The 19,796-nt window shown below is 56.0% G+C and carries 19 protein-coding genes and 1 other annotated feature; of the genes, 11 read left to right on the top strand and 8 right to left on the bottom strand.

The features are described from left to right. The first annotated feature begins 201 nt into the window (after positions 1-201). The 3 genes from ACUW6V_RS16575 (at position 202) to ykgO (ending at position 2,646) form a co-directional block, all read left to right on the top strand. A complete protein-coding gene (locus tag ACUW6V_RS16575) occupies positions 202-2,103 on the top strand; it encodes a methyl-accepting chemotaxis protein (protein ID WP_014729414.1) in 1,902 nt (633 codons plus the stop codon). Between the two features lie 138 nt (positions 2,104-2,241). Then, positions 2,242-2,502 (top strand): type B 50S ribosomal protein L31, encoded by a 261-nt coding sequence (locus ACUW6V_RS16580; RefSeq protein WP_004386912.1) that lies wholly within the window; start codon positions 2,242-2,244, stop codon positions 2,500-2,502. 3 nt (positions 2,503-2,505) lie between these two features. Beyond that, positions 2,506-2,646, top strand: a complete 141-nt coding sequence (gene ykgO / locus ACUW6V_RS16585) for a type B 50S ribosomal protein L36 (RefSeq protein WP_004386911.1) — start codon at positions 2,506-2,508, stop codon at positions 2,644-2,646. Positions 2,647-2,674: 28 nt separating this feature from the next. Here ykgO and ACUW6V_RS16590 read toward each other — a convergent pair whose 3' ends face one another. From ACUW6V_RS16590 to acrA, 6 genes are all read right to left on the bottom strand, one after another. Next, a complete protein-coding gene (locus ACUW6V_RS16590; RefSeq protein ID WP_007891920.1) occupies positions 2,675-3,184 on the bottom strand; it encodes a YlaC family protein in 510 nt (169 codons plus the stop codon). Between the two features lie 119 nt (positions 3,185-3,303). Beyond that, on the bottom strand, positions 3,304-3,855 hold the full coding sequence (gene maa, locus ACUW6V_RS16595; protein WP_038881336.1) for a maltose O-acetyltransferase: 552 nt from the start codon (positions 3,853-3,855) through the stop codon (positions 3,304-3,306). Between the two features lie 208 nt (positions 3,856-4,063). Then, positions 4,064-4,282 carry an HHA domain-containing protein gene (locus ACUW6V_RS16600; protein WP_004386909.1) on the bottom strand — a complete coding sequence of 73 codons (219 nt, stop codon included), beginning with the start codon at positions 4,280-4,282 and terminating at the stop codon, positions 4,064-4,066. 26 nt (positions 4,283-4,308) lie between these two features. After that, positions 4,309-4,683 (bottom strand): Hha toxicity modulator TomB, encoded by a 375-nt coding sequence (gene tomB, locus ACUW6V_RS16605; protein ID WP_004386908.1) that lies wholly within the window; start codon positions 4,681-4,683, stop codon positions 4,309-4,311. 462 nt (positions 4,684-5,145) lie between these two features. After that, the gene (gene acrB, locus ACUW6V_RS16610; RefSeq protein ID WP_007848020.1) at positions 5,146-8,295 is read right to left on the bottom strand and encodes a multidrug efflux RND transporter permease subunit AcrB; all 3,150 of its coding nucleotides are present in this window, start codon (positions 8,293-8,295) and stop codon (positions 5,146-5,148) included. Positions 8,296-8,316: 21 nt separating this feature from the next. Then, a complete protein-coding gene (acrA, locus tag ACUW6V_RS16615) occupies positions 8,317-9,522 on the bottom strand; it encodes a multidrug efflux RND transporter periplasmic adaptor subunit AcrA (protein ID WP_007848022.1) in 1,206 nt (401 codons plus the stop codon). Positions 9,523-9,666: 144 nt separating this feature from the next. On the opposite strand from acrA, the gene acrR reads away from it, so the two are divergent. Next, positions 9,667-10,332: a multidrug efflux transporter transcriptional repressor AcrR gene (gene acrR / locus ACUW6V_RS16620; RefSeq protein ID WP_007848023.1), complete on the top strand. Its 666-nt coding sequence runs from the start codon at positions 9,667-9,669 to the stop codon at positions 10,330-10,332. Positions 10,333-10,448: 116 nt separating this feature from the next. Further along, a complete protein-coding gene (gene mscK, locus ACUW6V_RS16625; RefSeq protein WP_454038633.1) occupies positions 10,449-13,820 on the top strand; it encodes a mechanosensitive channel MscK in 3,372 nt (1,123 codons plus the stop codon). A 39-nt stretch (positions 13,821-13,859) separates the two neighbouring features. Here the strand turns inward: mscK and rsmS are convergent, their stop codons facing one another. After that, positions 13,860-14,012 (bottom strand): pleiotropic regulatory protein RsmS, encoded by a 153-nt coding sequence (rsmS, locus tag ACUW6V_RS16630; RefSeq protein ID WP_007781495.1) that lies wholly within the window; start codon positions 14,010-14,012, stop codon positions 13,860-13,862. 22 nt (positions 14,013-14,034) lie between these two features. After that, on the bottom strand, positions 14,035-14,550 hold the full coding sequence (gene priC / locus ACUW6V_RS16635) for a primosomal replication protein PriC (RefSeq protein ID WP_087600691.1): 516 nt from the start codon (positions 14,548-14,550) through the stop codon (positions 14,035-14,037). A gap of 66 nt (positions 14,551-14,616) precedes the next feature. Between priC and ACUW6V_RS16640 the strand changes: the two genes are divergently transcribed. The 6 genes from ACUW6V_RS16640 (at position 14,617) to ACUW6V_RS16665 (ending at position 19,792) form a co-directional block, all read left to right on the top strand. Further along, a complete protein-coding gene (locus ACUW6V_RS16640; protein ID WP_012125447.1) occupies positions 14,617-14,994 on the top strand; it encodes a DUF454 family protein in 378 nt (125 codons plus the stop codon). Between the two features lie 151 nt (positions 14,995-15,145). Beyond that, positions 15,146-15,697 carry an adenine phosphoribosyltransferase gene (gene apt / locus ACUW6V_RS16645; RefSeq protein ID WP_004386902.1) on the top strand — a complete coding sequence of 184 codons (552 nt, stop codon included), beginning with the start codon at positions 15,146-15,148 and terminating at the stop codon, positions 15,695-15,697. A 90-nt stretch (positions 15,698-15,787) separates the two neighbouring features. Continuing rightward, the gene (gene dnaX, locus ACUW6V_RS16650) at positions 15,788-17,761 is read left to right on the top strand and encodes a DNA polymerase III subunit gamma/tau (RefSeq protein WP_454038634.1); all 1,974 of its coding nucleotides are present in this window, start codon (positions 15,788-15,790) and stop codon (positions 17,759-17,761) included. Continuing rightward, positions 17,094-17,158: a sequence feature (DnaX frameshifting element), on the top strand. Its footprint overlaps the gene before it by 65 nt. Positions 17,762-17,843: 82 nt before the next feature. Next, positions 17,844-18,176, top strand: coding sequence for a YbaB/EbfC family nucleoid-associated protein (locus ACUW6V_RS16655; RefSeq protein WP_004386900.1), 333 nt, complete (start codon positions 17,844-17,846; stop codon positions 18,174-18,176). Between the two features lie 158 nt (positions 18,177-18,334). After that, complete coding sequence (locus ACUW6V_RS16660; protein ID WP_234006812.1) at positions 18,335-19,075, top strand: fimbrial protein SthA; 741 nt, start codon at positions 18,335-18,337, stop codon at positions 19,073-19,075. Between the two features lie 39 nt (positions 19,076-19,114). Continuing rightward, entirely contained in the window at positions 19,115-19,792 is a 678-nt protein-coding gene (locus tag ACUW6V_RS16665; RefSeq protein WP_032989220.1) for a fimbrial assembly chaperone, read from the top strand. The last annotated feature ends 4 nt before the right edge of the window (positions 19,793-19,796 follow it).

A 19,796-nucleotide genomic window follows, 5' to 3' on the forward strand; every position in this document is an offset into this window, starting at 1 on the left:
TATAACGTCATGGGGTAAAAAGGATTTCTGGCTGACGCATAAGTAATTACTTCAAAATGTTTCCATGAAAAATGGATTTGTTTTATCCGTCAATGAGTTAATTTTTTGTTAATTTTCTAACATGCATTCTGCCTTCAAGTTTAGCGCTGCGCTGCCGTTGTCCTGAATGAAGAACCCTCTGATCCTTCCAGGTGAACAATAATGCTAAAAACAACGCAGGCCAGATTTATCTTTTTACTCTGTCTCTTTCTTGCTGCCCTGAGCGGCATTACCGCTCTGGTGATCCACTTTTTCGTCACGCCGGAAATTAAACGCACCGAGACGCGGATTATCCGTTATGAAGTGGATAACGTGGCGTTCAGCATCGTTGAGCAGATGAACCGCGTGCAGGCGCAGATGCGCAGCGTGACGCAGAGCGTCGCGGCGATGCAGAGCGATGAAATCGACCGGCTGTTACCGGCGCTGGTGGACCAGTACCAGGATGTGAATGTATTTGGCGGCGGCGTCTGGCCGCTGCCGGAAAAACGCGAGGCGGGGCGTAATAAATTCAGCACCTTCTTTGCGCGTAACGCCAGCAATCAGCTCGAAGTGAATACCTACTGGAACTCCGACGCGGCACCAAATTACTACGAACAGGTCTGGTATAAAGCGGGTCTGAATTCGCCTGCCAGCCACTGCGCCTGGGCAAACGCGTATCAGGATGACGCGAGCCCGCAGCCGCGCACCAACTGCGCGATGGTCATTACCAAAGATGGCCAGCCGTGGGGAGTTGCGACCATCGACGTGACGCTGGGCTTCTTTAATCAGCTCGCGAAACAGATGAACGACGCCATCTCCGGGCGCGTGCTGATTGTGGAAGCGGACGGCAAAATTGTCGGCGACGCCGCTCAGGTCGGTAAAACCGCGAGCCTGAAGAAACTGGCAGACCTCGGCGACGATCCGATGGCGCAGACGGTGCAGAAAGCGCTTTCCACTTTCCGTCCCGGCGAGAAAACCGAGCAGGAGTATGATCAGGACGGCGATTCGCATACCGTGATGCTGCAATCCATTAAAGGCAGCCCGTGGATTATCGCAGTCGATCTGCCGACCGCGCTGTTAACCGCGCAGACCGATACGATCCTCGCGCGCCTGAGCATGGTGCAGATCCCGATGCTGCTTCTGCTGCTGGGCGTACTGGTGCTGTTTATCCGCTCAATGATGGGCAAACTCGCCGATCTTAACCGCAATATCAGCCGGCTCTCCGCAGGTGGGGCAGATCTGACGCAGCGCCTGGAGCCCACCAGCAGCCCGGAATTTAACGCGATTATCAACAGCTTCAACGGCGTGATTGATTACCTGCAAACTATGCTGCGCCAGGTGAGTGATAGCGCCCGCGCGCTGTCGTCGGCGTCGCAGCAGATCTCAGGCGGCAACCAGGATCTCTCGGCGCGCACGGAAGATCAGGCAAGCTCGATTGAAGAGACGGCGGCGTCAATGGAACAGCTCACCAGCACCGTGCGCCAGAACGCCGATAACGCCGCACATGCCAACGAGCTGGCGCACCAGGCGTCGCAGGTGGCGGAGCGGGGCGGTAATGTGGTGCGCGAAGTGGTCAGCACCATGAGCGCTATCCAGAGTTCGTCCGGCAAAGTGGTGGATATTATCGCGGTGATCGACAGCATCGCCTTCCAGACTAACATCCTGGCGCTGAACGCGGCGGTGGAAGCGGCGCGTGCGGGTGAGCAGGGCCGCGGCTTCGCGGTGGTTGCCTCGGAAGTACGCAGCTTGGCGCAGCGCTCCGCGCAGTCGGCTCGCGAAATCAAACAGCTGATTGAAAACTCCGCCAGCAACGTTGAAGTTGGTACGAAGCTTGTGAATGAAGCGGGCGCAACGATGGATGAACTGCTGAGCGGCGTGCGCAACGTCACCACGCTGATGGGCGAAATCATGTCCTCCAGCCGCGAGCAGAGCGCGGGTATCTCGCAGGTAAACCTGGCGATTAACCAGCTCGACAGCGCGACGCAGCAGAACGCGGCGCTGGTGCAGGAAGTCTCGGCGGCATCGCACTCGATGACCGAACAGACGCAGCAGCTTGACCGCGTAGTGGCCGGTTTCCGCCTGTAAGTTTTTACTCACTTCTGAAAAGCCGACGCCTGATGCGTCGGCTTTTTCTTTTCAGTCGCCCCGTGATAGCGCCGCTTGCAATTTCAGCGGCGTCGTTTTACGATATTGTTATGTTATAACATTTAAAAGGGGCGAATGATGAAAGCTGATATCCATCCGCATTACCGTACCGTGGTGTTTCACGACACCAGCGCCAATGAATATTTCAAAGTTGGTTCGACCATTAAAACCGAGCGCGAAATTGAACTTGATGGCGAAACCTATCCGTATGTGACCATCGACGTGTCGTCGGCGTCGCATCCGTATTACACCGGGCGCCAGAAGACCATTACCACCGAGGGCAGCGCCGCGCGCTTCCAGCAGCGTTTTGGTCGCTTCTTTAACGATAAAAAGGCGTAAATCATGCAGGTGCTGAATTCACTGAGGAGCGCGAAGGCACGTCATCCTGACTGTCAGATAGTGCGACGCAAAGGACGGTTGTATGTGATTTGCAAAACGAATCCGCGGTTTAAAGCGGTACAGGGAAGGAAGAAAAGAAAATAAGCATCGCCCTCGCAAGAGGGCGATTTTTTTAGTGCGCCTGTGAGGCGGTTGCGGTATTCACCGGCGAGCGGGCAGGGCCGTTATTTTTATCCAGCGAGTAGATATCGTAAAACGATAAGGCTTTCTTACGAGTCAGCATCTTCTCAAGCTGCGCTTTTTGTTCAGCGCTCACGCGCGGGGACGCCTGAATTTCTTCTATCAGACTCTCCGGCACGTCGCGGGTGTTATACCATTCGCCGTTATAGCACACGCGCAGATCCAGCACGTCGATATCTTCGTAGCGGTAGCGTGGATTCACGTCAAAAAAGAAAAAGCCGTTTAACAGCACAAACAGCACGACCAGCAGCCAGACTGAGCCTGCCAGCGTTTCTGACTGTAACATCACCGCAAGCGTTGCCAGCCAGCCCAGATACATAGCGATAAACAGGCCAGGGTGCTTACGGATAAAGCTGATGCTAAAGCGTGGACGGTTGTCGCGCTTCTCTTCTTTGTTGAGTCGGTCAATGGTGGCCGTCAGCAGTCGCTGGATTTCAGTCATGCAAAACCTTCAGAATCGGTGTCGCGCGTGCGCGGGAATGGGCATTTTATGAGGCCGCCGTTCACGAAAAAAGTAACAGACGGCCAACAAAAAACCATAACAGTTAACCGAAGCGGCGCTCAAAGGCGGCGAATCACCCGCGCCGGATTGCCGGCGACCACGCAGTTGGCTTCCACGGAATGCGTCACCACGGCACCGGAACCGACCACCACGTTATCACCAAGCGTCACGCCCGGATTAATAATCGCGCGCCCGCCAATCCAGACGTTATCACCAAGGGTGACGGGTTTTGCAAACTCCAGCCCGCTGTTGCGCTCGGTCGGATCCAGCGGATGCGTGGCGGTATAAATATGCACGCCGGGTGCCAGCATAACGTTCGCGCCGATATGCACCGGACAGACATCCAGAATCACGCAGTCGAAATTGGCGTAGAAATTCTCGCCCAGGTAAATGTTATAGCCGTAGTCGCAGCGGAAGGTGGGCTCTATGTACGCGTTGCCGGCTTCCCCCAGCAGAGATTTGAGGATCGCCTGACGCTGTGCCTTCGCATCCGGCGCGCTGTGATTGTATTCATGCAGCAGATGCCGCGCGCGCAGGCGGTCCTCACGCAGCTCCGGGTCGTTCGGGCGGTAAAGCTCGCCCGCAATCATCTTGCGTTTCTCTTCGCTCATGGTGGTTTCGCTCCGTGAATGGAAACTCTGATAGTAGCGACTAAACGCGCGGCTGACCATTCACTGCATTTGAGGGGAAGAGAACAGGAGAGAGAAGCCATGCTAATGGAGGACATATCCGGTGTGGCACCCACAACGCGAATCGCTCGACACTAACATGGCGTCGACAATATCAAAGCCAGATAATCACATACAAAATAGCGGGAGATTAACGAACGAACTTCCACACGGCGGTCGGAATTTTATCGTAGAGCTTATTCATCGTCAGTTCAGCCAGACGATGATCCGCCGCTGAATAAAATACCGCCAGTTCGTTGTCGGATAATTCATATTTATTTTTTTCAATAACGCGCTCAAGCGTGTCAATTGTCTGACAACGTCTCAGTCGCATTAAATAATCGGTTTTGGTTAATGGTTTGGTCGTCATAATACACCTAAGTAGTTGTTCTATTTTTAAAAAGACAAGCTTACAGGGTTTTCTTTGCTGGCGTTTACGAAACACCGGAAAAGCCTGTTTCCGGACTTGCGCCATTTTTGTAAATCTTGCGCATTGATACCGTAATTGCTGAACAGCATAAAGGTATCATCCAGATATTCATCTAATTGCTCAATGAGAGCTGCGTCATCTTCATGCTTAATTTTATAATTCAGGCCGAAGCTGGCAATATGCTCAATCAAGTCGTTGAGTTGCAGGTTAACGGCGGAAGTGGGGTCGTTAACCCAGCCATGCTGGTTTTCGCCGAGCGTGGCAAGGCAATCATGATACAGGCTTTCGCAAAGAAATTTAAGCTGCGCTATATCATGCCGTTTTGGTGAGTATTCGTCCATAACGTATCCCCTTTTTAGCGAAAAATTTTAGTCAACAGCACCGCAGGGGCAGATACACAACCAGTGTCTGGAGCCGTGGCGCTCCATTTTTAATCTACTGTTACTATAAAACACCCTGGGGATTTTTTCCTGGCACGATTACGAAAAATTACATTTCCGCGGTTAATCGCACATCGGCGCAGACTCTTTTACGCGAATCAATAAAGGCAAGGCACGCAGACGCATTCAGAAAGAAAACTTAACCTTTAAGTCTTAGTTTAACCTTAGTTTAAAACGTTTATTTATTCACGCCTGAAGAATATTCTGTAATAAAGGTTTTTTCTGCATCAGATTAATCCCAATAAAATATTTATAGCGAAAAAAAGAGAAACGAAAGGCGCGAGTGATGTTTTTTTGCGCGAAGCGTTAAAACACGTATGCAGGGAAGGGGTAAAAAAAAGGCCGCATCTGCGGCCTTTCTTATTAGTGATGCTCAACCGGATGGCTGTGCTCGATATCTTCACTCTTACGGCTGAAGCGGCGGCGAACCACCACAAAGAACACCGGAACGAAGAAGATAGCCAGAATGGTTGCGGTCACCATCCCGCCCATTACGCCGGTACCGACGGCGTTCTGCGCGCCGGAGCCTGCGCCCGAGCTAATCACCAGCGGCATTACGCCGAGGATGAACGCCAGCGAGGTCATCAGGATAGGACGCAAACGCATACGTACCGCTTCAAGCGTCGCCTCGATAAGACCTTTACCTTCTTTTTCCATCAGATCTTTGGCGAATTCCACAATCAATATGGCGTTCTTCGCCGACAGGCCGATAGTGGTGAGCAGACCCACCTGGAAATAAACGTCGTTGTTAAGGCCACGCAGCGAGGCTGCCAGCAGCGCACCGATAACCCCAAGCGGGACCACCAGCATGACCGAGAACGGGATTGACCAGCTTTCATACAGCGCCGCCAGACACAAGAACACCACGATAAGCGAAATGGCGTAAAGCGCAGGCGCCTGGTTGCCGGACAGACGTTCCTGATAGGACATGCCGGTCCAGTCGTAGCCGATACCGGTCGGCAGCTTGCTGGCAAGCTGTTCCATCATCGCCATCGCTTCACCGGTACTCTTACCCTGCACCGCCTGGCCCTGGATCTGCATGGACGGCAGGCCGTTATAACGCTCCAGACGCGGTGAGCCATATTCCCAGTGAGACGTCGAGAAGGCAGAGAATGGCACCATCTGGCCGTTTGTCCCACGCACATACCAATTGTTGATATCACCTGGCAGCATACGGTATTGCGCCTGCGACATGACGTACACTTTCTTCACGCGACCGCGGTCGATGAAGTCGTTGACGTAGCTGCCGCCCCACGCAGAAGCAAGCGTGGTGTTGATATCGCTGATAGAAACGCCCAGCGCCTGTGCTTTTTCCTGGTCGATGTCGATTTTAAATTGCGGCGTATCTTCCAGACCGTTCGGACGCACCTGCGAGAGCAGATCCGGGTGCTGCGCCGCTTCGCCCAGCAGCTGGTTACGGGCCTGCGTCAGCTTGTCATGCCCAAGGTTGCCCTGGTCGATAAGCTCGAAGTCAAAGCCGGTCGCCGTACCGAGTTCCACAATCGCCGGCAGGTTAAAGGCGAACACCATCGCATCTTTAATCTGCGAGAAACGGCCCATCGCACGGCCGGTAATAGCCGGAACTTTGTTTTCCGCACCCGGACGCTCATCCCAGTTTTTCAGCGAGACGAACGCCAGACCGGTGTTCTGGCCGCGACCGGAGAAGCCAAAGCCGTTAACGGTAAAGACGGAGTTAACGTTGTCTTTCTCCTGGGTGAGGTAGTAGTCGGTCACCTCATCCAGCACCTTCTGGGTACGCTCCTGGGTGGCACCCGCTGGCAGCTGCGCCATCGTCAGGAAGACGCCCTGATCCTCATCCGGCAGGAACGAGCTTGGCAGACGGATAAACAGGAACGCCATCGCCACGACAATCAGCAGATAGAGCAGCAGATAACGACCGGTGCTGCGCAGAATGTTGCCTACGCTGTCGGTGTAATGGTGCGTGCTCTTGTCGAACATGCGGTTAAACCAGCCGAAGAAGCCTTTTTTGCCTTCGCCGTGATCGCCTTTCGCGACAGGTTTAAGCATGGTGGCGCACAGCGCTGGCGTCAGGATCAACGCCACGATAACCGACAGCACCATCGCGGAAACGATAGTAATGGAGAACTGACGGTAAATCGCACCGGTCGAGCCGCCAAAGAACGCCATCGGGATAAATACCGCCGAGAGCACCAGCGCGATACCGACCAGCGCGCCCTGAATCTGACCCATCGATTTGCGGGTCGCTTCTTTGGGCGGCAGGCCTTCTTCAGCCATCACACGCTCGACGTTCTCAACCACCACGATGGCGTCATCCACCAGCAGACCGATGGCGAGCACCATCCCGAACATGGTGAGGGTGTTTATCGAGTAACCGAAGGCCGCCAGTATCGCAAACGTACCGAGCAAGACGACTGGCACCGCAATGGTCGGGATAAGCGTCGCGCGGAAGTTCTGGAGGAACAGATACATCACCAGGAACACCAGCACGATTGCTTCGACCAGCGTTTTCACCACTTCGAAAATAGAGATTTTAACGAACGGCGTGGTGTCGTACGGGTAAACAACTTTCAGACCGCTTGGGAAGAACGGCTCAAGACCGGCAATGGTCTTGCGCACCGCTTCAGCGGTATCCAGCGCGTTCGCGCCGGTCGCGAGCTTGATACCGAGACCCGCCGCCGGCTGGCCGTTATAGCGTGCGATAATGTCATAGTTCTCGCCGCCGAGCTCAACCTTCGCCACGTCTCGCAGCAGCACGCGCGAACCATCCTGATTGACTTTCAGCAGGATTTTGCTGAACTCATCGGCAGACGTCAGACGGGTCTGCGCGATAATCGAGGCGTTCAGCTGCTGGCCTTTCACCGGCGGCGTACCGCCAAGCTGACCGGCCGCCACCTGGGCGTTCTGCGCTTTAATGGCGCTGATAACGTCCACTGGCGTTAACTGGAAGTTGTTCAGTTTGTTCGGGTCGAGCCAGATACGCATCGCGTACTGAGAACCGAAGAGTTGTACGTCGCCCACGCCCGTGGTACGGCTGATCGGGTCTTTAATGTTCGCGCCCGCGTAGTCCGCGATATCTTCCTGCTTCATCGAGCCGTCGGTGTTAATAAGGCCTAACACCATCAGGAACGAGCTGGAGGATTTCTCAACGCTCACGCCCTGTTGCTGCACTTCCTGCGGCAGGAGCGGCATAGCGAGCTGCAGTTTGTTCTGCACCTGTACCTGCGCGATGTCCGCGTCGGTGCCGGATTCGAACGTCAGCGTGATCTGCACGGTGCCCGAAGAGTCGCTGGTGGAGGACATGTACATCAGGCCATCGATACCGTTCATGTTCTGTTCGATAACCTGCGTCACGGTATCCTGCACCGTTTTCGCATCCGCGCCCGGATAGGTCGCGTTAATCGTCACCGCTGGCGGCGCAATCGACGGATATTGCGCCACGGGCAGTTTCATAATGGACAAGCCACCTGCCAGCATGATGATGATGGCGATCACCCACGCGAAGATGGGGCGATCGATAAAAAACTTAGCCATGTTTTAACGGCTCCTGTTAACTCAAGACTGCGGTTGCTGTGACTGCGTCTGACCAGCGGCGCCGGATTGCTTTTGTTGCTGCTGGTTGTCAGTCACTTCCTGCGCTTTGACCTGCGCGCCCGGGCGAACCTTCTGCAACCCGGTGACGATCACGCGATCGCCGGCCTTCACGCCGTCCGTCACGACCCATTTGTCGCCCATCGCCTGGCCGACCTGCACCGGACGCACTTCCACTTTGTCGCCTTCGCCCACGACCATGACGGTCGCGTCACCGCGCGGAGTACGGGTTACGCCCTGCTGCGGTACCAGAATCGCGTTCGGGTTAACCCCTTCTTCGAGACGCGCGCGGACAAACATGCCCGGCAGCAGCGTGTGGTCAGGGTTCGGGAAAATCGCGCGCAGCGTGATGGAGCCGGTGGTCTGATCCACAGTCACATCGGAGAACTCCAGCGTGCCGTCCTGCGGATATTTCAGGCCGTCAGCGGTTGAGAGTGTGACTTTCGCTTTCCCGTTTTCCTGTTTCAGCTGACCGCTCGCCAGTTCCTGTTTAAGGCGCAGGAAATCGTTGCTGGACTGAGTCACGTCAACATAGATAGGGTCAAGCTGCTGAACGACGGCGAGCGCGGTGGTCTGGCCGTTCTGCACCAGCGCGCCTTCGGTCACGTTCGATTTACCGATACGACCGCTGATAGGGGAGGTCACTTTGGTGTACGCGAGGTTGATACGCGCGGTTTCAACCGCCGCTTTCGCCGCGACCACGGCGGCGTTTGCCTGCTGGGCTTCGGCCTGCGCATTGTCATAATCCTGCTTGCTGATGTACTGCGTGCCGAGCAGTTTCTGATAACGGCTGAGCGTCACCTGCGCGATATTCGCGCTGGCCTGGGCTTTCGCCAGATCGCCTTTCGCGCTTTCGTAAGAGGCCTGATAAGGTGCCGGGTCGATTTGATAAAGCGACACGCCAGCCTTGATCTCGCTGCCTTCTTCAAAATTACGCTTGAGAATAATGCCGCTGACCTGCGGACGAACTTCCGCCACACGATAAGCGAGGGTGCGGCCCGGGAGTTCAGTTGTGATTTGCAGAGGTTCGCTTTTCAGCGTCACTACACCCACTTCGGGCGCCTGTGGCGCTTGTTGCTGAGCCTGTTCACCGTCACATCCTGTTAGCGCAAAGCTGCCTGAGAGCATCAGAACGACCGCCAGAGGCGTGAACCCTCTGTTTTTGTTCATATCTAAACCTCGAGTGTTCGATTCCAAAAAATGACCAATGGATCAAAAGTCCGCAAACCCATTGCTGCGTTTATAGTGTCGTCATGCTATGGTACATACATACAAAAATGTATGTAAGTCTGACTCCTGTAAATTCACCGACCTATGGCACGAAAAACCAAACAGCAAGCCCTGGAGACGCGTCAACACATTCTGGATGTGGCGATTCGCTTGTTCTCGCAACAGGGTGTGTCAGCCACGTCCCTTTCAGATATTGCTCAGGCGGCGGGCGTAACGCGAGGCGCGATTTACTGGCATTTCAGGAACAAGTCGGATTTGTTTAGTGAAATCTGGGAATCATCAGAGGCCAGCATTGGCGATCTTGAAAATGAGTATCGGGCAAAATTCCCAGACGATCCACTCTCTGTTTTACGGGAGATTCTCGTTTATATACTTGAAGCTACGGTGACAGAAGAGCGCCGTCGCCTGATGATGGAAATAATTTATCACAAATGTGAGTTTGTTGGAGAAATGGCTGTGGTGCAACAGGCGCACCGCAGTTTGTGCTTCCAGAGTTACGACCGTATCGAACACACATTAAGGCAGTGCATACAAAGCGGCATGCTGCCGGAAAACCTGCAAACCCGCCGCGCCGCTATCCTGATGCGCAGCTATATTTCAGGCCTGGTGGAAAACTGGCTTTTTGCGCCACAGACGTTTGATCTTAAAAGCGAAGCGCGCGAACTGGTGGCGATTTTACTGGAGATGTATCAGTTTTGCCCGAGCCTGCGCCGCGCCCCGGATGCCGCGCCCGCACAAGACGCCTGCTAAAATATTCTTAAAGCCCGGCGGGCCGCTATTCCATGCGCGAGAGCCGTGGTATTCTCAGCGCCGTTCCAGTATCCCCGCAGGCATTCCGCGTGCGGTCCGGCCATGACTTCATTCAAATGATTATGCAGCACACAATCCTTTCGCGACGCCTGGCGTCCGCTGTACTTTTTGCCGTTCTGCTGGTGTTCGGCGCGCTGTTGTCCGTTGCGGCGCAGGCGGCTCCTGCGAGCGGCGATCTTCCGTCACGCGCTGACGTGCAGGCGCAGCTCGACGCGCTCGGCAAACAAAAAAACCACTCCGCGCAGGACAAACTGACAACCGAAGATTTGACGGCGACGCTTGAGACGCTGGATAAAATCGAGCGCATCAAACAAGAAACCGTGCAGTTGCGCCAGCAGGTCATGCAGGCGCCCGAGAAAATGCGCCAGGCGACAGACAACCTCAGCGCGCTGCAAAACCAGGACAGCGACGAGGTGGTGCGCCAGACGCTGAAAAACCTGTCGCTGCGCCAGCTGGAGTCGCGCGTCACCTCCGTCCTTGACGACCTGCAAACCGCACAAAACGATCTCGCGACGTACAACAGCCAGCTGGTCTCGCTACAGACCCAGCCGGAGCGCGTCCAGAACGCGATGTACAACGCCTCGCAGCAGCTTCAGCAGATCCGCAATCGCCTGAATGGCACCGCACCTGGTGAAGAGGCACTGCGCCCGTCGCAGCAGACGCTCCTGCTCGCGCAACAGGCACTGCTCAACGCCCAGATAGAACAGCAGCGTAAAAGTCTTGAAGGCAACACGGTTCTGCAGGACGCGCTGCAGAAACAGCGCGACTACACCACCGCGAATATCAACCGTCTTGAGCATCAGTTACAGCTGTTGCAGGAGGCGGTGAACAGCAAACGTCTGACGCTGACCGAGAAAACCGCGCAGGAGGCGATAGCCCCGGAAGACGCTTCCAGCATTCAGAACAACCCGCTGGTACGCCAGGAGCTGGAGATCAACCACCAGCTCAGCCAGCGCCTGATCGACGCGACCCAGAGCGGCAATACGCTGGTGCAGCAGAATATCCGGGTGAAAAACTGGCTCGACCGCGCGCTGCAATCTGAGCGCAACCTCAAAGAACAGATCTCTGTGCTGAAAGGCAGCCTGTTGCTGTCGCGCATTCTGTATCAGCAACAACAAACGCTGCCTTCCGCCGATGAGCTGGAAGATATGACCAACCGCATCGCGGATCTGCGTCTTGAACAGTTCGAGGTGAACCAGCAGCGCGACGCCCTGTTCCAGAACGACGCCTTCGTCGAGAAGCTGGAAGAGGGGCACAAAAGCGAAATTAATGACGACGTACATGACGCGCTGTTACAGGTAGTCGATATGCGCCGTGAGCTGCTGGATCAGCTCAACAAGCAGCTCGGCAACCAGCTGATGATGGCGATTAACCTGCAAATTAATCAGCAGCAGTTAATGAGCGTCAGCACCAACCTGCGGGAAATGCTCACTCAGCAGATCTTCTGGGTGAACAGTAACAAACCGATGGACTGGGAGTGGGTGAAAGCCTTCCCGCAGGCGCTGCACGATCAGTTGAAGTCGATGAAAATCACCTTTAACTGGGAGAAAGCCTGGCCTGCGATGTTAAAAGCGCTGCTGGCGGGGCTGCCGCTGTTGCTGATTGCCGGGCTTATCCGCTGGCGTTTCGGCTGGCTGCGCCAGTACCTGAATACGCTTGCGGGTGAAGTCGGTCAGCTGCGCAACGACAGCCAGTTGCACACGCCGAAAGCGATACTGATTAACCTCGTCCGCGCGCTACCGGTTTGCCTGATTATTCTGGCCGTCGGGCTCATTCTTTATGTGATGCAGCTGAACATCAGCGATCTGCTCTGGGCGTTCAGCAAAGAGCTGGCGGTGTTCTGGCTGGTCTTCGGCCTCTGCTGGCGCGTGCTGGAAAAAGACGGTATGGCGGTCAGCCACTTCAATATGCCAGCCACGCTGACCAGCCACTGGCGTCGTCAGATTGTGCGCGTCAGCCTGGCGCTGCTTCCGCTGCTGTTCTGGTCGGTGCTGGCAGAACTCTCACCGCTGCATCTGATGGACGACGTGCTCGGCCAGAGCATGATTTTCCTGAATCTGCTGTTAATCAGCGCCCTGGTGTGGCCGATGTGCCGCGACAGCTGGCGTGATAAAGAGTCGCACACCATGCGGCTGGTCACGGTCACTGTGCTCTCGATTGTACCGGTCGCGCTGCTGGTGCTCACCGCCACAGGCTATTTCTATACCACGCTGCGTCTCGCCGGGCGCTGGATAGATACCGTCTATCTGGTGATTGTCTGGAACTTGCTTTATCAGACCGTGTTGCGCGGCCTGAGCGTAGCGGCGCGCCGCATTGCGTATCGCCGCGCGGTGGCCCGTCGCCAGAATATGGTGAAAGAGGGCGCTGAAGGGGCTGAGCCGGTAGAGGAAACGTCGCTGGCGCTCGATCAGGTGAACCAGCAGACGTTGCGTATCACCATGCTTTTAATGTTCGCGCTGTTTGGCGTGGTGTTCTGGGCTATCTGGTCTGATTTAATCACCGTTTTCGCCTATCTCGACAGCATCGTGCTGTGGCACTACAACGGCACCGAAGCCGGGGCGGCGGTCACGAAGAACGTGACGCTCGGCAGCATTCTGTTCGCGGTGGTGGCGTTTATGGTCGCCTGGGCGCTGATTCGCAACTTACCAGGCCTGCTGGAAGTGCTGGTGCTTTCACGCCTGAAAATGCGCCAGGGCGCGTCGTACGCCATTACGACCATCCTGAACTATGTGATTATCGCGGCAGGCGCGATGACCGTGTTCGGTTCGCTCGGCGTGTCGTGGGATAAACTGCAATGGCTGGCGGCAGCGCTGTCGGTGGGTCTCGGTTTCGGCCTCCAGGAGATCTTCGGTAACTTCGTCTCCGGCCTGATTATCCTGTTTGAGCGCCCGGTGCGTATCGGCGATACCGTCACCATCGGCACCTTCTCGGGCACGGTCAGCAAAATCCGCATCCGCGCCACGACCATTACCGATTTTGACCGTAAAGAAGTGATTATCCCGAACAAAGCGTTTGTGACGGAGCGTCTCATCAACTGGTCGCTGACGGACACCATCACCCGCGTGGTGATCCGCATTGGCGTGGCGTATGGATCGGATCTCGACAAAGTGCGCGAGATCTTACTGAAAGCGGCGATGGATCACCCGAAAGTGATGCACGATCCGGAACCGGCGGTGTTCTTCACCACCTTCGGGCCAAGCTCGCTGGATCACGAACTGCGTCTGTATGTGCGTGAACTGCGCGACCGCAGCTATACCGTGGATGAGCTGAACCGCACCATCGACAGACTGTGCCGTGAAAATAATATCGATATCGCCTTCAACCAGCTGGAAGTGCATCTGCATAACAACAACGGCGAGACGCACACCGAAGTGAAGCGCGATTTACGCAGTGACGATAACGGCGAGGCGAACGCCGCCAAAGCCTGACGCCGGTGCTCGCCCTTTCCCCACCAGGGGGAAGGGCGATTACTGTTCTGCTTCGGCAAGCTTTCGCAGATAGTCGTTACGCACAATCTCCAGCGCCGCCAGCACCGTCTGCGGCGCAATGTCATGATTCTCCAGCAGCATAATCAAATCGACCGCGAGTTTGACCTCATCAGGGGCTTGTTCCAGCGACATCGTTTCTCTCCTCGTCATTGATTCAGCGCGTAATGCGCTCAAGCGCGCGCTCGGTGCGGGCGATAGCCGTGCGACAGCGCGTAAGGCGCTCGTCAAGCGCGGTGATTTCACGCGCCAGTTGCGGGTCATGGCGTTCAGCATAGCGCTGCTCGCGCTCGCTTTTCATTGCCAGCAGGCGACGTTCATATTCCTGATACTCCGCAAGCCGCGCGTGCAGCCGACCGCCGGGCAAATGCGCGTTCTCATGACGACGCAGCGTGGCGGTGGCCGCCTCGCGCTGTAACGCCTCGATTTGAGCCGCGAGCCGTTCGGCAAGCCACGCCACGCGCGTCGCGTCACCCTGATTCACCGCCGCTTCCAGGTGCGTGAGGCTCTCTTCGGCTTCCGTCAGATAATCACCGAGCCGTGCGCCGCGGCATGCAAACAGTTGTCTGTCGAAGCGCGGTGAAAAGTGACGCTGCGAGGCGAGCGGCCCGATAAGCGTATGCAGCGCGGCGACACGGGTCTTCAGCGATTGTAATAATAGGGGCGTTCTCATTTTACTCCGGGCGTCTGGCCATGCGGGCTGTGCTACAGTACATCACCTGCTTTCGCGAGTACGATTATGCAAAGGACTATTTTACTCATCCTGGGGTGGCTGGCGGTAGTGCTGGCGACGCTCGGCGTGGTGCTGCCGCTGCTGCCGACGACGCCGTTTCTGCTGCTGGCGGCCTGGTGTTTTGCGCGCTCATCGCCGCGTTTTCATCACTGGCTGCTCTACCGCTCGTGGTTTGGCGGTTATCTGCGCCACTGGCAGCAGCACCGCGCAATGCCGCCCGGCGCGAAACCGCGTGCGATGCTTTTTATTCTCGCCACGTTCGCTATCTCACTGTGGCTGGTGAAGATTTTCTGGGTGCGTATTCTGCTATTGGTCATCCTTTCCGGGCTGTTGATTTTCATGTGGCGCATCCCGGTGATTGATGAAAAACAACAAAACGGGTAAAGCCTGCCCGCAGTGGTTGCATTTACCGCGCGCAGCCAGTAAATTCGAGCGTTTTCGAGTACAGGGGCCGTTGATTAAAGGGTGAGCAAATTCGCCTTTCAGTCGTGTCCGGCAACCTGTGAGTAATACCGTTTTTATCAGGCATACATCCATGACCGCAACTGCGCAGCAGCTTGAATATCTTAAAAATAGCATCAAAAGCATTCAGGATTACCCGAAGCCGGGCATTCTCTTTCGCGACGTCACCAGCCTGCTGGAAGACCCTAAAGCCTATGCGCTGAGCATCGAACTGTTAGTGGAGCGCTATAAAAACGCGGGCATCACGAAGGTGGTGGGCACCGAAGCGCGTGGTTTCCTGTTCGGCGCGCCGGTCGCGCTGGCGCTGGGCGTGGGTTTTGTCCCGGTGCGCAAACCGCGTAAGCTGCCGCGTGAAACGATCGCAGAAAGCTATGAGCTGGAGTACGGCACCGATCAACTGGAGATCCACGTTGACGCGATCAAGCCTGGCGACAAAGTGCTGGTGGTCGACGATCTGCTGGCGACCGGCGGCACCATTGAAGCCACCGTGAAGCTTATCCGTCGTCTGGGCGGCGAAGTGACCGACGCGGCGTTTATCATTAATCTGTTCGACATCGGCGGCGAAGAACGCCTTAACAAGCAGGGCATTACCTGCTACAGCCTCGTGCCGTTCCCGGGCCACTGATCTTCCTTCCCGGCAGCCTCGCCCATCGGGTGGGGCTGTGTTAGCATTACCCCTTCAGAATCCACCACTCAAGCGTTTCAGAGCCTGCCCATGAGTTATCAGGTCTTAGCCCGAAAATGGCGCCCACAAACCTTTGCTGACGTCGTCGGCCAGGAGCACGTGCTCACCGCCCTGGCGAACGGTTTATCGCTGGGCCGAATTCACCACGCCTACCTCTTTTCCGGTACGCGCGGCGTCGGCAAGACTTCTATCGCCCGTCTTCTGGCGAAGGGGCTGAACTGTGAAACCGGCATCACCGCCACGCCGTGCGGCGTGTGCGACAACTGCCGTGAAATCGAGCAGGGGCGTTTTGTCGATCTGATTGAAATCGACGCCGCCTCGCGCACCAAAGTGGAAGATACCCGCGACCTGCTGGATAACGTCCAGTACGCGCCCGCCCGTGGCCGCTTTAAAGTTTATCTGATTGATGAAGTGCACATGCTCTCGCGCCACAGCTTCAACGCGCTGTTGAAAACGCTGGAAGAGCCGCCTGCGCATGTGAAATTTCTGCTTGCGACTACCGATCCGCAAAAGCTGCCGGTGACTATCCTCTCCCGCTGTCTGCAGTTCCATCTGCGGGCGCTGGATCCGGATCAAATCCGCCAGCAGCTTGAACATGTGCTAACGCAGGAAGGCATCGCGAATGAGCCGCGCGCGCTGCAACTGCTGGCCCGCGCCGCCGATGGCAGCCTGCGCGACGCGCTTAGCCTCACCGATCAGGCCATCGCCAGCGGCGACGGGCAGGTGACCGCCCAGGCGGTAGGCGCGATGCTCGGCACGCTGGATGACGATCAGGCGTTAAGCCTCATTGAAGCGCTGGTCGCCGCCGACGGCGAGCGCGTCATGCAGCAGATTAACGACGCTGCCGCGCGCGGCGTCGAATGGGAAGCGCTGCTGGTCGAAATGCTCGGCCTGCTGCATCGTGTCGCGATGGTGCAGCTCTCGCCGTCAGCGCTCGGCGCGGATATGGCACCGCTGGAGCCGCGCCTGCGCGAACTGGCGCGCGTCGTGCCGCCGGGTGATATTCAGCTCTACTACCAGACGCTGCTCATCGGTCGCAAAGAGCTGCCGTGGGCACCGGAGCGCCGGATGGGCGTGGAAATGACCATGCTGCGCGCGCTGGCGTTCCACCCGCGCGCGCCGCTGCCGGAACCCGAGCGCGAGGTACAGCCTGCCGCCGTACTGCCGGTGGTGAACGCGCCTGAAGCGCCGGCAATGCCTGCCTCTCAGCCCGCTTATCAGACCCAGTCGCAGCAGCCCGTTTCGCCAGCCGTTTCTCAACCGCAGCCGGGCGCGCAGACGCCGCTGCCCGACACGACAAGCCAGCTTCTACAGGCGCGCAGTCAGTTGCAGCGCGCGCAGGGAGCGGCCAAAACAAAAAAGAATGAACCGGCAGCGCCAGCCACAGCGCGGCCGGTGAATAACAGCGCGCTGGAGCGGCTGGCGTCCGTGACCGAGCGCGTGCAGTCCCGGCCCGCGGTGGTCAAAGAGGACGCCCCGGCCAAAAAAGAGGCGTATCGCTGGAAAGCGAAAAATATCGTGCCGCAGGCGCAGCAGGCCCCCGTCGCCACGCCGCGGGCGCTGAAAAAAGCGCTGGAGCATGAAAAGACGCCGGAGCTTGCCGCCAAACTCGCCGAAGAGGCGATTGCCCGTGACGAATGGGCCGCCGAGGTCAGCCGCCTGCAGGTGCCGAAGCTGGTGGAGCAGGTGGCGCTGAATGCATGGAAAGAGCAGGACGGGCAGACGGTTCGCCTGCATCTGCGCCCGTCGCAGCGTCATCTTAACTCGGCGTCAGCACAGAAAACGCTCGCTGACGCGCTGGGCGTTTTGTACGGCGCGCCGGTTGAACTGACTATCATTGAAGATGATAATCTGGCGCACCGGACGCCGCTGGAGTGGCGGCAGGCGATTTACGAAGAGAAACTCGCCCAGGCGAGAGAAGCGATTATCGCGGATACCAATATTCAGACGCTGCGTCGTTTCTTCGATGCGGATCTGGATGAAGAGAGTATTCGCCCCCTTTGACAGGCAGTGCCGCTGCCTGTTGTAACCCTTGGCCTCGCTGTCGGCACTGCCGTCAGCGACCTGAAGCAAAAGAGAGAAGCTTATGTTTGGTGGTAAAGGCGGTCTGGGCAACCTGATGAAACAGGCCCAGCAGATGCAGGAAAAAATGCAGAAGATGCAGGAAGAAATCGCTCAGCTGGAAGTAACGGGCGAATCTGGCGCTGGCCTCGTTAAAGTGACCATCAACGGCGCGCACAACTGCCGTCGCGTGGAAATCGATCCGAGCCTGCTCGAAGACGATAAAGAAATGCTGGAAGATCTGGTTGCCGCCGCGTTCAACGACGCCGCGCGCCGCATCGAAGAGACGCAGAAAGAGAAAATGGCGTCTGTCTCTTCTGGCATGCAGCTGCCGCCAGGCTTCAAAATGCCGTTCTGATGTCCCCCGGACGGCAGGCTCCGCCTGTCGTCCCGCTTTTCCCCTCTAAATCTCTTCTATATCTTTGATTCTGGCCGGAACGCCGGTTCTGAAGACGCCAGTAAAACTCTCTTTAAGTATTCGTTAATTGTATGAATTCCCCATGATTATTACTATGCGTGAATATTATTTCCCTCCTGAATTTATATGGTTCAGAGAGGTGTAATAATAATGGCCGGTTTTATCACGGCTTTTCAGGTCGGGAAATACCGCCATTCAACAATGAGAGTAAAAAGGAGTTAATTCTCGATTTAGTAATGCGAATGGAATTAATAAAGTCACAGGAATGCTTTGTTAATTTATCTAAAGGAATAAATCAAATTATGATGCAATTAACGAAAGGCGGTTGCGGTGTTATTGCCGTGCTTGCAGCGCTGTGTGCTTCTGAAGCGGCGCTCGCCAATAGCCAAACCATCACATTCAACGGAAAAGTGCTTGATGCCGCCTGTACGGTAACAGTAGGCGACGGCAGTTCCACTGTTGAATTAGGTGAAACCGTTAAATCGGATCTGGTAAATAAAGGCGATACGGGTGCGCCTAAACTTTTTACCATCACCCTTTCTTCCTGCCCGGCAGGCAGTCCTGCGAAAGCCAATATTAAATTTAACGGCGAAACCGATGGCGATGACAGTTATTTCAAAAACATCGCCACGACCGATGCCGCGACAAATGTTGGCGTGCTTTTGAAACAGTATGGCACCGACACGGTATATGTGAACGACGGTAATACGGATATTACGTTACCGGCGGAAGGCGGCGACGTCACTGTGGATTATACCGCGCAACTGGTGGCGACCGGCACCGGCGTCACGAAAGGGAATGTGGTTAGCACATTAACGTACAGCATCAGTTACCAGTAATCAAAGGAGGGGCAACCCTCCTTCTATCCGGAGTTTTCTATGAAACCGTTAGCAATCGCGCTGCTTTGCGCACTTTCTGTCAGCGCCGCACAGGCGAGTGTTGTCGTCGGCGGCACGCGTGTCATCTTCGATGGTCAACAAAAAGCGGCGACATTATCCGTACAGAATAAAGACAAAACCGCCAACCTGGTGCAGTCCTGGATATCGCCTGTCTCGGCAGATTCCGCAGCAAAAGACACGATGATTATTACGCCGCCGCTGTTTCGTCTGAACGCCGGTGAAAAAGCCTCTGTGCGTATTGTTCGCTCCGGAAAAACGTTGCCTGACGATCGCGAGTCTATGTTCTGGCTGAATGTCAAAGGGATTCCGGCAATGGAGGGAATACCTGCCAAAAATGAAGTGCAAATTGCCATTAACTCGCGCATTAAATTAATTTACCGCCCGGCTAGCCTGCGTGGCAATGTGCCCGAATCCGTCGCCGATAAATTAACGTGGAGCGCTGACGGTAATGCAGTAAAAGTAAATAACCCCACGCCGTATTATATGAATTTCTCCACCGTCACGGTGAATAATACACCGGTGAAGAGTGCCACGTTTGTCGCGCCTTTTTCCAGCGCCGATTTTTCACTGCCCAAAGCACAAAATCATGGTGACGTGAAATGGCAGATAATTAACGATTTTGGCATGCGTGGAAACGAACACACCGCCAGATATTAATTTT

The organism is Cronobacter sp. 153480017-3 (assembly GCF_053627815.1).

What these genes read in the sequence shown, in the direction of transcription:
- maa (WP_038881336.1), bottom strand. Translation starts at nt 3,855, where the DNA reads ATGAGCGAAGAGAAACGCAAGATGATTGCGGGCGAGCTTTACCGCCCG.
- ACUW6V_RS16600 (WP_004386909.1), bottom strand. Translation starts at nt 4,282, where the DNA reads ATGACGACCAAACCATTAACCAAAACCGATTATTTAATGCGACTGAGA.
- acrR (WP_007848023.1), top strand. Translation starts at nt 9,667, where the DNA reads ATGGCACGAAAAACCAAACAGCAAGCCCTGGAGACGCGTCAACACATT.
- apt (WP_004386902.1), top strand. Translation starts at nt 15,146, where the DNA reads ATGACCGCAACTGCGCAGCAGCTTGAATATCTTAAAAATAGCATCAAA.
- priC (WP_087600691.1), bottom strand. Translation starts at nt 14,550, where the DNA reads ATGAGAACGCCCCTATTATTACAATCGCTGAAGACCCGTGTCGCCGCG.
- ACUW6V_RS16575 (WP_014729414.1), top strand. Translation starts at nt 202, where the DNA reads ATGCTAAAAACAACGCAGGCCAGATTTATCTTTTTACTCTGTCTCTTT.
- tomB (WP_004386908.1), bottom strand. Translation starts at nt 4,683, where the DNA reads ATGGACGAATACTCACCAAAACGGCATGATATAGCGCAGCTTAAATTT.
- rsmS (WP_007781495.1), bottom strand. Translation starts at nt 14,012, where the DNA reads ATGTCGCTGGAACAAGCCCCTGATGAGGTCAAACTCGCGGTCGATTTG.
- ykgO (WP_004386911.1), top strand. Translation starts at nt 2,506, where the DNA reads ATGCAGGTGCTGAATTCACTGAGGAGCGCGAAGGCACGTCATCCTGAC.
- dnaX (WP_454038634.1), top strand. Translation starts at nt 15,788, where the DNA reads ATGAGTTATCAGGTCTTAGCCCGAAAATGGCGCCCACAAACCTTTGCT.
- ACUW6V_RS16590 (WP_007891920.1), bottom strand. Translation starts at nt 3,184, where the DNA reads ATGACTGAAATCCAGCGACTGCTGACGGCCACCATTGACCGACTCAAC.
- ACUW6V_RS16580 (WP_004386912.1), top strand. Translation starts at nt 2,242, where the DNA reads ATGAAAGCTGATATCCATCCGCATTACCGTACCGTGGTGTTTCACGAC.
- acrB (WP_007848020.1), bottom strand. Translation starts at nt 8,295, where the DNA reads ATGGCTAAGTTTTTTATCGATCGCCCCATCTTCGCGTGGGTGATCGCC.
- acrA (WP_007848022.1), bottom strand. Translation starts at nt 9,522, where the DNA reads ATGAACAAAAACAGAGGGTTCACGCCTCTGGCGGTCGTTCTGATGCTC.
- ACUW6V_RS16665 (WP_032989220.1), top strand. Translation starts at nt 19,115, where the DNA reads ATGAAACCGTTAGCAATCGCGCTGCTTTGCGCACTTTCTGTCAGCGCC.
- mscK (WP_454038633.1), top strand. Translation starts at nt 10,449, where the DNA reads ATGATTATGCAGCACACAATCCTTTCGCGACGCCTGGCGTCCGCTGTA.
- ACUW6V_RS16655 (WP_004386900.1), top strand. Translation starts at nt 17,844, where the DNA reads ATGTTTGGTGGTAAAGGCGGTCTGGGCAACCTGATGAAACAGGCCCAG.
- ACUW6V_RS16640 (WP_012125447.1), top strand. Translation starts at nt 14,617, where the DNA reads ATGCAAAGGACTATTTTACTCATCCTGGGGTGGCTGGCGGTAGTGCTG.